At 74.0% G+C, this 9,196-nt stretch carries 9 protein-coding genes; 6 read left to right on the top strand and 3 right to left on the bottom strand.

Going from position 1 to position 9,196, the window contains the following annotated elements; all coding sequences use genetic code 11:
- The 3 genes from CCL05_RS04570 to CCL05_RS04560 form a co-directional block, all read left to right on the top strand.
- A partial coding sequence (locus CCL05_RS04570) for an aldehyde dehydrogenase family protein (protein ID WP_086559180.1) occupies positions 1-1,329 on the top strand: 1,329 nt, incomplete at its 5' end.
- A 24-nt stretch (positions 1,330-1,353) separates the two neighbouring features.
- The gene (locus tag CCL05_RS04565) at positions 1,354-2,934 is read left to right on the top strand and encodes a GMC family oxidoreductase (RefSeq protein WP_086559179.1); all 1,581 of its coding nucleotides are present in this window, start codon (positions 1,354-1,356) and stop codon (positions 2,932-2,934) included.
- Complete coding sequence (locus tag CCL05_RS04560) at positions 2,931-4,418, top strand: APC family permease (RefSeq protein WP_086559178.1); 1,488 nt, start codon at positions 2,931-2,933, stop codon at positions 4,416-4,418. The genes CCL05_RS04565 and CCL05_RS04560 overlap by 4 nt, the downstream gene beginning before the upstream one ends.
- A gap of 15 nt (positions 4,419-4,433) precedes the next feature.
- Here the strand turns inward: CCL05_RS04560 and CCL05_RS04555 are convergent, their stop codons facing one another.
- Positions 4,434-5,891: an MbnB/TglH/ChrH family RiPP precursor modification enzyme gene (locus tag CCL05_RS04555; RefSeq protein ID WP_086559177.1), complete on the bottom strand. Its 1,458-nt coding sequence runs from the start codon at positions 5,889-5,891 to the stop codon at positions 4,434-4,436.
- A gap of 183 nt (positions 5,892-6,074) precedes the next feature.
- Between CCL05_RS04555 and CCL05_RS04550 the strand changes: the two genes are divergently transcribed.
- Entirely contained in the window at positions 6,075-6,593 is a 519-nt protein-coding gene (locus CCL05_RS04550) for a potassium channel family protein (RefSeq protein ID WP_107400419.1), read from the top strand.
- A gap of 61 nt (positions 6,594-6,654) precedes the next feature.
- On the opposite strand, the gene CCL05_RS04545 is transcribed toward CCL05_RS04550, so the two are convergent.
- Positions 6,655-7,416 (bottom strand): aminoacyl-tRNA hydrolase, encoded by a 762-nt coding sequence (locus CCL05_RS04545; protein WP_167409506.1) that lies wholly within the window; start codon positions 7,414-7,416, stop codon positions 6,655-6,657.
- Between the two features lie 43 nt (positions 7,417-7,459).
- Between CCL05_RS04545 and CCL05_RS04540 the strand changes: the two genes are divergently transcribed.
- The gene (locus tag CCL05_RS04540) at positions 7,460-8,326 is read left to right on the top strand and encodes an ABC transporter ATP-binding protein (RefSeq protein WP_086559175.1); all 867 of its coding nucleotides are present in this window, start codon (positions 7,460-7,462) and stop codon (positions 8,324-8,326) included.
- Positions 8,323-8,994, top strand: a complete 672-nt coding sequence (locus CCL05_RS04535; RefSeq protein WP_086559174.1) for an ABC transporter — start codon at positions 8,323-8,325, stop codon at positions 8,992-8,994. Before CCL05_RS04540 ends, CCL05_RS04535 begins: the two co-directional genes overlap by 4 nt.
- On the opposite strand, the gene CCL05_RS04530 is transcribed toward CCL05_RS04535, so the two are convergent.
- Positions 8,986-9,165, bottom strand: coding sequence for a hypothetical protein (locus tag CCL05_RS04530; RefSeq protein ID WP_086559173.1), 180 nt, complete (start codon positions 9,163-9,165; stop codon positions 8,986-8,988). The two genes, CCL05_RS04535 and CCL05_RS04530, sit on opposite strands and share 9 nt — an antisense overlap.
- Between the last annotated feature and the right edge of the window lie 31 nt (positions 9,166-9,196).

Genomic DNA, 9,196 nt, shown 5'->3' with positions numbered 1-9,196 from the left:
GCCGCCCGGCGCGCCTTCGACCAGGGGGACTGGGCCGACGCCGGCTCCCGTCACCGCGCCGACGTCCTGCTGCGCGTCCGTGACCTGCTGCTGCGCGACCAGGAGGACATCGCCCGCACCGAGACCCTCGACACCGGCAAGACGCTGGCCGAGGCCCGCATCGACGTCGAGGACGTGGCGAACGCCTTCCGCTACTACGCCGAACTCGCGGGCCAGGACGGCGGCCGGGTCGTCGACGTCGGCCCGGGCGTCCTCAGCCGCGTCGTCTACCAGCCGGTCGGGGTCTGCGCGCTCATCGCCCCCTGGAACTACCCGCTGCTCCAGGCCTCCTGGAAGGTCGCCCCGGCGCTGGCCGCCGGCAACACCTTCGTCCTCAAGCCCAGCGAGACCACCCCGCTCACCACGATCGCCATGATCCGGCTCATCGAGGAGGCCGGCGCACCGCCCGGCGTCGCCAACCTGGTGCTGGGCTCAGGGGCGACCGTCGGCGCGGCCCTGACCAGCCACCCGGAGGTCGACCTGGTGTCCTTCACCGGCGGCCTGACCACCGGACGGTCCATCATGGCGAGCGCCGCCGAGGGACCGCGGAACATCGCCCTCGAACTCGGCGGCAAGAACCCCAACATCGTCTTCGCGGACGCCGACTTCGACGCCGCCGTCGACTACGCGCTGGACGCCGCCTTCCTGCACTCCGGTCAGGTCTGCTCGGCCGGTTCGCGCCTGCTCGTCGAGGACGCGCTGCACGACCGGTTCGTCGATGCCTACGCCGAGCGCGCCCGGGCGATCCGGCTCGGCAACGGCCTGGAGGAGGGCACCGAGAGCGGCCCGCTCAGCTCCGCCGAGCACCGCGAGAAGGTCGAGCACTACATCGCCGTCGCCCAGCAGGAGGGCGCCCGGCTCGTCACCGGCGGCACCCGCCCCGACGACCCCGCCCTCAGCCGCGGCTTCTTCCTGCTGCCGACGATCTTCGCCGACTGCGACCGGTCCATGCGCATCGTCCAGGAGGAGGTCTTCGGCCCGGTCGTCACGGTCGAGCGCTTCCGCACCGAGGACGAGGCGGTGGACCTGGCCAACGACACGCGCTACGGCCTGGCCGGCGGGGTGTGGACCTCCGACGCGAGCCGCGCCCAGCGCGTCGCCCAGCGGCTGCGGCACGGCACCGTCTGGATCAACGACTTCCACCCCTACGTGCCGCAGGCCGAGTGGGGCGGCTTCGGCCGCTCCGGCGTCGGACGCGAACTCGGCCCCACCGGGCTGCGCGAGTACCAGGAGGCCAAGCACATCTACCAGAACCTCGCGCCCGCCCCCTCCGGCTGGTTCAAGGGCTGAACGACACAGAAAGCAGGACACCGCATGGCCCCCACACCCGCGCACGGCGCCGAATCCGCCTACGACTACGTCATCGTCGGCGGCGGCACCGCCGGCTGCGTGCTCGCCGCCCGCCTGAGCGAGGACCCCGACTGCCGCGTCTGCGTCGTCGAGGGCGGCCCCAGCGATGTCGGCGACGAGCGCATCCTGCGCCTGCGCAACTGGATCAACCTGCTCGGCTCGGAGTTCGACTACGGCTACACCACCGTCGAGCAGCCGCGCGGCAACTCCCACATCCTGCACTCACGGGCCCGCGTCCTCGGCGGCTGCTCCTCGCACAACACGCTGATCAGCTTCCTGCCGCTGCCGCAGGACCTCGACGACTGGGTGAGCCGGGGCTGCGCCGGCTGGGACCCGGCGACGATCCTGCCCTACCGCGACCGGCTGCTCACCGAGATCGTCCCGGTCGCCGAGGCCGACCGCAATCCCATCGCCGTGGACTTCGTCACCGCGGCCTCCCGCGCCCTCGGCGTCCCCGTCGTCGACGACTTCAACGCCGAGCCCTTCGCCGACGGCACCGGCTTCTTCTCGCTGGCCTACCAGCCCGAGGGCAACCTGCGCTCCTCCGCGTCCGTCGCCTACCTCCACCCCGTCCTGAACCGGCCCAACCTCACGCTCCTGCTGGAGACCTGGGCGCACCGGCTGATCCCGGACGAGTCGGGCCGGCTGACCCGCGTCGCCGTCCGGGGCGCCGACGGGGAACCCGCCACCGTGCGTGCCGAACGCGAACTCCTGCTGTGCGCGGGCGCCATCGACACCCCGCGCCTGCTGATGCTCTCCGGCATCGGCCCGGCCGACGACCTGCGGGCCCTGGGCATCGGCGTACGGGCCGACCTGCCCGGCGTGGGCGAGAACCTGCTGGACCACCCCGAGTCCGTGATCGTCTGGGAGACCGCGGGGCCGCTGCCGCCCAACTCCGCGATGGACTCCGACGCCGGCCTGTTCCTGCGCCGCGACAAGGACCAGCCGCGCCCGGACCTGATGTTCCACTTCTACCAGGTGCCGTTCACCGTCAACACCGAGCGCCTGGGCTACCCCGTGCCGGCGCACGGGGTGTGCATGACGCCGAACGTGCCGCGCGCCCGCTCCACCGGCCGCATGTGGCTGCGCAGCAACAACCCCGCCGAGCATCCCGCCCTGGACTTCCGGTACTTCACCGACCCCGAGGGCCACGACGAGCGCACCATCGTGGACGGGCTGAAGGTCGCCCGGGAGGTCGCCGCCACCGACCCGCTGCGCGACTGGCTCGTCCGCGAGGTCGCGCCCGGCCCGGACGTCGTCTCCGACGCCGGCCTGTCCGAGTACGGCCGCCGCGCGGCGCACACCGTCTACCACCCGGCGGGCACCTGCCGCATGGGCGCCCCGGACGACCGGATGGCCGTCCTTGACCCGGAGTTGAGACTGCTCGGTGCCGAGGGGGTACGGATCGTCGACGCGTCGGTGTTCCCGACGATGCCCACCATCAACCCGATGGTGACCGTCCTGCTCGCCGCCGAACGCGCCGCCGACCTGATCCTCGACCGACCCGGCCCCGCGGAACAGTCGAAACAGGAGGCCCGCCAGTGACCGGTCAACAGCCCCCCGCACCGGCGGCCGGGCCCCCCTCGGCCGAGCCCGGCTCGGAGTTCCGCAAGGACATGGGCCCCTGGGCCAACTTCGCCCTCGGCTTCACCTACCTCTCCCCGGTGGTGAGCACCTACACCCTCTTCGGCACCGCGATCGTCGAGGGCGGGCCGCCGATGATCTGGGCGTTCCTGCTCGCAGGCTGCGGCCAGTTCCTCGTCGCGCTGATCTTCGGCGAGATCGTCGCCCAGTACCCCATCGCGGGCGGTGTCTATCCCTGGGCCCGGCGGCTGTGGGGCAAGCGCTGGGCGTGGATGACCGGCTGGGTGTACATGTGGGCGCTGCTGGTGACCATCACCTCCGTCGCCTACGGCGCCGGCCCCTACATCGCCATCCTCTTCGGCTTCGACGCCACTGTGCACACCACCGTGCTGTGCACCGCCGTGCTCATCGTCGTCGCCATCCTCATCAACTACATGGGCACCAAGGCGCTCTCGCTGGCGGCCATCATCGGTTTCACCGGCGAGCTCATCGGTGCCCTCGTCGTCGGGATCTACCTGCTGGCCACCCACCGTCACCACGGCCTCGGCGTCATCTTCGACTCCTACGGCGCCGGGGGAGACGGCTCCTACCTGCCGGCGTTCCTGGCAGCCGCCATCATCGGCCTCTACCAGTACTACGGCTTCGAGGCGTGCGGCGACACCGCCGAGGAGGTCGCGCACCCGGGCCGTGTCATCCCGCGCGCGATGCGCCGCACCATCTACATCGGCGGTGCCGCGGCCACGTTCACCTGTATGTCGCTGCTGCTGTCGGTCACGGACTTCAACGCGATCATCTCCGGCGAGCAGGCCGACCCGGTGGTGGCCGTGCTGTACGACGCCATGGGGGAGACCGGGGCGCGGCTGGTGATGGCCGTGGTGCTGATCTCCTTCCTGTCCTGCACGATCAGCCTCCAGGCCGCCGCCGGGCGGCTCATCTACTCCTACGCCCGGGACGAGATGATCGTCGGACACCGGCTGCTGCGGCGGTTCGCCCACGCCCGCGCGGTGCCCGGCTACGCGCTGTTCGTGTCCGCGGCGGTGCCGCTGCTCATCGCCTTCGCCTCATTGTTCTCCGAAGACGCCCTCACCAACATCGTCTCGTTCGCGATCCTCGGCATCTACGGCTCGTTCCAGATGGTGGTGCTGGCCGCGCTGCGCGCCCGGCTCAAGGGCTGGCGTCCGGCGGGGGAGTTCACCCTGGGCCGCTGGGGTCTCGCGGTGAACGTCGCTGCGTTGGTCTACGGCATTCTCGCCATCATCAACATCTCCTGGGCCCGCACCCCAGAGAAGTCCTGGTGGGAGAACTGGATCGTCCTGCTGTGCGGTGCGGTGGTGGTGGGCGCCGGCGTGCTGTACATGTTCACGACCCACCACTACGGCCGTGGCGACGCGGCTGCCGGTGACGCCGTGCCGAAGGAGCGGGCCGAGGCGGCGCCGAAGCGCTGAGGGGCGATCCCCGCGTCAACGCCGGAGCAGAGCCTTCCGGGTGGCGCGGGCCAGCCGGCGGACCGGGCGTCGCGAGCGCGGCGCCGGTCCCGACCGCTCCAGCCACCACTCCCGCAGCTCTCGCCGCGCCGCCGCGTCCCCGGGCCGCCCGGCGGACAGCAGGTGCTCGGCGAAGGTGAGCGCGTCGAGCCGGTAGCCGCCGGTCATCGGCTGCGTCTGGGCGTACGCGAGGAAGGCCGTACGGTAGTCCGCCCCGAGGATCTCCGGCAGTTCGGGCGCGACCTTCGCCACGACGTCCGCCCGCTTCGCGGCGAGCGCCCGGGCCTGTACGCCGACCCGCACCCGGTCGAACCCCTCGGGCACGGGCGTCCCCGCGACCAGCGCCGACAGCAGCGCGGCCTGAGCGACCCCGAGCCGCTGGCGGGCCTCGTCGACGCCCCTGTGTTCGGGCCGGCCGGAGGCGCCCCGTGTCGCCCCGGCCGCCCCGGTCTCATGGCCCCGCGGCGTTCCGGCTGCCGCGAGCGGCTCGCGCTGCCCGCCCCGGGACCGCGCACCGGGCAGGTCCGGCGCCGGCGTGCCGACGGCCCCCGGCCGCCGGGTGGCGACCGCGTGGCCCGCCGCGCGTACCTGCGCCTTCACCCGCTCGACGGCCCCCGCCTCCACGGCCCGCCGGATCGAGGCCAGTTCGGCCTCCAGCTCCGCCGGTGCCGGGAAGTTCTCGTCGCGCTCCAGCAGGACCCCCGCAGGGGACACGCGGGAGGCGAGGTCGGTCAGGATGTCGAGGACCGGCCGGGGGACGGGGTGGGCGTGGCTGTCGTGCCAGACGCCGTCGCGTTCGAAACCGCCGGCGACATGGACGTAGGCGATGGCCTCCAGGGGCAGCTCGGCCAGGGCCTTGGCCGGGTCCTCGGCGCGGTTGACGTTGTTGGTGTGCAGGTTGGCCACGTCGATGAGGAGCCGGACGCCCGTGCGGTCGGCGAGCTCGTACAGGAACTGGCCCTCCGTCATCTCCTCGCCCGGCCAGGAGATCAGTGCGGCGATGTTCTCGACGGCCAGCGGCACCGGCAGCGCCTGCTGCGCGATGCGCACGTTCTCGCACAGCACGTCCAGCGCGTCCCGGGTCCGGGGGACGGGCAGCAGATGGCCCGCCTCCAGGTGCGGCGTCGCCGTCAGGGAACCACCGGCCCGTACGAACGCGATGTGCTCGGTGACCAGCGGTGAGCCGAGTGCCTCCACCCGCTCGGCCAGCGCGGCCAGACGGCCCTCGTCGGGCCGGTCCGCACCGCCGAGACCGAGCGAGACGCCGTGCGGCACCACGGTGACGCCGCGCTCGCGCAGCCGCCGCAGCGACTCGGGCAGATGCCCGGGGCAGACGTTCTCGGCCACGGTCTCGACCCAGTCGATGCCCGGCATGCGCTCCACGGCGTCCGCGATCTCCGGTCGCCAGCCGATGCCCGTCCCCAGTCGCTCCATCGTCCCCTCCTCCGCACAGCCGGTTCCTCGAACGTGAGGGAGGTATGGCCCAGCCGCCCGCCCTCGAACCCCGCCACGGGCGCCTTCAGAGGAATATTTGAGGTTCGGCCCCCGACGGTCCCGGCCCCACCGACGGAGGCACCAAAGTCGCGCCACCCCCCCGACAGGTCGTAGACCGGACGTATGCGCGATGGCAGCGAGCGGTGGGTGTGGGCCGCCGCCGGGGGACTGGTGGTCGCCGTCGGCACGGCCTATTTCCTGCTCCCGCTGGAGGGGCTCGGCGAGGACCGCGCCTGGCTGGGCTGGCCGCTGTTCGCCCTGTGCCTGGGGCTGCTGGCCGCGCTGCTGCTGCGCCAGGTGCGCGACGTCGTGCTGGAGAAGCCGCACACCCGGCCGGGCGTCATGATCCCGCTGCTGATGTGCCTGGCCGTGCTGGTCTTCTCGTCGGGGTACTACGCCCTCGCCCAGCGGCCGGGCCAGTTCACCGGTCTGAACACCCGTGTCGACGCGCTGTACTTCACCGTCGTCACGCTCGCGACGGTCGGCTACGGGGACATCACCCCGAGCGGGCAGGAGGCCCGCCTGGTCGCGGTCGCCCAGATCCTGTACACGTTCGTCTTCCTCACGGCGGCGGCCACCGCGCTCTCGCGCCGGCTGCACGCGGTGGTCGCCGCACGCGACCGGCGCCCGCCACCCTCCTGACCCGGAGGGCGTGTCACGCCGCGCGGGTGGAGCGACCCGGCCGTGACCGGCGCGCCTGCGGCTACTCCGAACGGGTGGCCGCCGGGCCGCCCGCCGCGTACGGCTCCCGGCGCAGCGCCGGGTGGTCCGCGACCACCGTGCACGAGCCGGGCGCGATCTCCGTGAACCCCGCGTCGCGGACCAACGGCAGTCCGCTGCCCGTCAGTCCGGGCCAGCGGGCCGGGTCGGCCGTCCGTACGGCGAGCGGGAAGCCCGCGTCGTGCCAGGCGGCCCGCTCCTCGTCGGGCAGCTCCCACCAGGCCAGTTGCGCGGCGTGTCCGGCCTGGGCCATCGCCTTGCCGGCCGACATGCCGAGGTCGGGGTTGAGCCACAGCACGGGAGCGGCCGGGTCCGCCGCCACCGGCGGTTCCGGGTCGTCCAGATCGGTGCCGGAGACCTGGAGGCGGGCCAGGTCCTTGGGCCAGCCGTCCAGCGGGACCGGCGGGAAGACGCGTACCTCGGCCGCCTTGCCCGTGACCGTGATGCCGGGCAGGGCCTCCGCCCGCCGCCACTCGGCGCCGCGCGCCCGCCGCACCACCTTGCGGATCCGCGCGTCCTGCCAGTCCCGCACCGCCTGTGCCCACGGGCCGTCGCCGGCCGACCGCTCGTCGCTGAGGATCGTCAGCACGGCCCGCGCCGCCGTCTCCAGCGCGTCCGTACGCGCCGGCGGGTCCGTCCGCTCGATGCGCACGACCAGCGGCAGCACGAACTGCGGTGCCGTGTCGCGGTCCGAGGGCTCGGAACGGAAGGGGCTGTCACTCACGGGCGTCGGGTCTTCGCTCACGAATCCCAGTGTGCCAGCCGGAAGATCGTGGAGGATGGGGCCCATGCGACCCGACCTGTGCCTGGAGAACGCGGGCCGCCGCTACGGCCTGCGCGGCCCCTGGGTGCTGCGCGGCGTCCATCTGACGGTGGCCCCGGGCCGGCTCGTCCGCGTCGAGGGCGCCAACGGCACCGGCAAGTCGACCCTGCTGCGGCTGCTCGCCGGCATCGACGCCCCCAGCGAGGGCCGGATCACCGGCCGCCCGCGCACCGCCTATGTCCCGGAGCGGTTCCCGCCGGCCCTGCCGTTCACCGCCGGCGGCTACCTCACCCACCTCGGCGCCGTGCACGGCCTGACCCGCGCGGCGGCCGCCCGTGCCGCCGCCGAGTGGCTGGAGCGCCTCGGGGCCGCCGCGTACGCCGATACGCCGATGGCCCGGCTGTCGAAGGGCAGCAGCCAGAAGGTCGCGGTCGCCCAGGCCCTTCTGGGGGAACCGGAGCTACTGGTGCTGGACGAGGCGTGGACGGGCCTGGACACCGACGCCCGCGCCGCGTTGGAGCGGGCGGTCGCCGAGCGCACGGCGGCCGGCGGATCCGTGGTGTTCGTCGACCACGACCCGCGCCGCCTGGCCGGACTGCCCGACGCGACGTACACCGTGCGCGACGGGAGCCTTGTCGAGCGGGCCGTGCCGGGACCGTCGCCGTCCGGACCGCAGGTCACCGTCGAGGTCCAGGGCCCGCCGGACGGACGGCTTCCCGACGACGTGCGGCGGACCGTCACCTCCGCCGAGGAGACCGCGCCGGGCAGCCACCGCCTCACCGTCCCCGCCCCGCACTCCGACGTCCTGCTCCGCGCCCTGCTCACGGCCCGCCCGCCCTGGCACGTGGTGCGTGTGGAGCGGCAGCCGGACACCCCCGGGAGCCTCCCATGACCGCCCTCCTGCGCTACCACGCCGCCCTGTTGCTGCGCTCCCAGCGCTGGCTGCCGCCGTTCCTGCTGTACGCCGCCTTCCTCGCGATCAGCGTCCAGGCCGGGCAGCCGGTGCTCGACTCGCTCGGCTACACGGCCGCCGCGCTGCTGCCCGTCACCGCCTGGCTGGCGCGGATCTGCGTCACGGCGGAGCCGCAGGCCGCGCGTGGCTGTGTGGCGGCGGCCGCCGGGCCCGCGCGCGCCCATGTGGCCTGCCTGCTGGTGGCGTTGTCCGGCGCGACGACCCTGGGCACGGTCGCGACCCTCGCCGTGACGCTGCTGAGCGCTCCGGTCGCCTCGGACCACCGCACCCCGGTGCCGCTCGCCCCCGCCTGCGGGGCAGGGCTGCTCGCCGCCGCGGCCTGCGCGCTGCTCGGCACGGCCGTCGGCGCGCTCACCAGCCGGCCGCTGCTGCGGTCGCGGGGCCGTGCCGTCCCGGCCCTGCTGCTCGCGGCGCTGCTGTCCCTCGTGGCCACCGGCTCTCCGGCCCAGGCGGCGGTGCAGGGCCTCGTCACCGGCTCGCGGTCGGGGACCGTCCCGCTGCCGCTGCTCCCCCTGGCCGCGGCAGCCCTGGTCACGGCCGCCGCGCTGGCCCTGGCCGGTGCGCTCGCCGCCCGCAGATCACCCTGAGCAGGCGGTGCGCTGCGCCTCCTGCCACTCGCAGACCGGGCAGAGGGTGATGCCCTTGTACGACTCCGGGTACTCCGTCGGCTCCCGGCACAGCACGCACTCCGCGTACGGCGGCCCCTCCGCCCTGGGAGGCCTGGTCGCGTCGATCAGGCAGTAGTCGTCCTCGCTCATACGTCCAGCGTAGGCCCGGGCGTCACCCGGC

Source organism: Streptomyces africanus (genome assembly GCF_002150735.1).
Lineage (GTDB): Bacteria > Actinomycetota > Actinomycetes > Streptomycetales > Streptomycetaceae > Streptomyces > Streptomyces africanus.
Note: the sequence above shows the minus strand (reverse complement) of the source record. Positions and strands in the feature narration are given on the sequence as shown.

What these genes read in the sequence shown, in the direction of transcription:
- CCL05_RS04565 (WP_086559179.1), top strand. Translation starts at nt 1,354, where the DNA reads ATGGCCCCCACACCCGCGCACGGCGCCGAATCCGCCTACGACTACGTC.
- CCL05_RS04555 (WP_086559177.1), bottom strand. Translation starts at nt 5,891, where the DNA reads ATGGAGCGACTGGGGACGGGCATCGGCTGGCGACCGGAGATCGCGGAC.
- CCL05_RS04550 (WP_107400419.1), top strand. Translation starts at nt 6,075, where the DNA reads ATGCGCGATGGCAGCGAGCGGTGGGTGTGGGCCGCCGCCGGGGGACTG.
- CCL05_RS04540 (WP_086559175.1), top strand. Translation starts at nt 7,460, where the DNA reads ATGCGACCCGACCTGTGCCTGGAGAACGCGGGCCGCCGCTACGGCCTG.
- CCL05_RS04535 (WP_086559174.1), top strand. Translation starts at nt 8,323, where the DNA reads ATGACCGCCCTCCTGCGCTACCACGCCGCCCTGTTGCTGCGCTCCCAG.
- CCL05_RS04530 (WP_086559173.1), bottom strand. Translation starts at nt 9,165, where the DNA reads ATGAGCGAGGACGACTACTGCCTGATCGACGCGACCAGGCCTCCCAGG.